The organism is Vibrio sp. 1078-1 (assembly GCF_033340475.1).
On the sequence record NZ_JAWOWM010000623.1, the window covers coordinates 1 to 587 of the forward strand.

Here is a 587-nt window from a genome sequence, read left to right on the forward strand (position 1 = left end):
CTTAATGGTGGTCTCCCGGCTTGGATTGAGGCTGGACTGCCTGTCACGAATACCTTGTCCGAAGCTAAGCAGCTTGGAAAATTTACCGGAAAATTAAATAACCATGCTTTTTTGGACGCAAATGCAGTATTAGAGTACTCAAACAATTGCAGTGCGCATATTGTTGATGCTCGCTCACGAGCGCGCTTTTTTGGTGAAGTGCCTGAGCCAAGAGAAGGATTGCGCAGTGGCCATATTCCAAACTCGTTGTGCCTGCCTTTTCAAGAACTGCTGGATAACGGTTACATCAAACCGAACTCAGAATTGAAACAAGCATTTAGCGAACTGTCGCTATATAATGACAATTCAATCATTTTCAGCTGTGGCTCAGGTGTGACTGCCTGTATTTTATTGTTGGCAGCTCATCAACTAGGCTTACGCAACTTATCTGTTTATGACGGTTCATGGACAGAATGGGGTGCAGACTGCTCACTGCCAATTACGCGTTAAGCTAGGGGTTATCAAAACAATATGGTCGGATTAAAGAAGAACATTTGGACTCTTTACATGATGCTGCTCACCGTCAGTATCGTGACATTTTCGCTATT

General features: G+C 44.0%; 1 protein-coding gene. It reads left to right on the forward strand.

Annotation, left to right across the window (positions count from 1 at the left end):
- Positions 1-489, forward strand: a 489-nt coding sequence (locus tag R7190_RS29160; protein ID WP_318138108.1) for a rhodanese-like domain-containing protein, incomplete at its 5' end; no start/stop codon positions are given.
- Between the last annotated feature and the right edge of the window lie 98 nt (positions 490-587).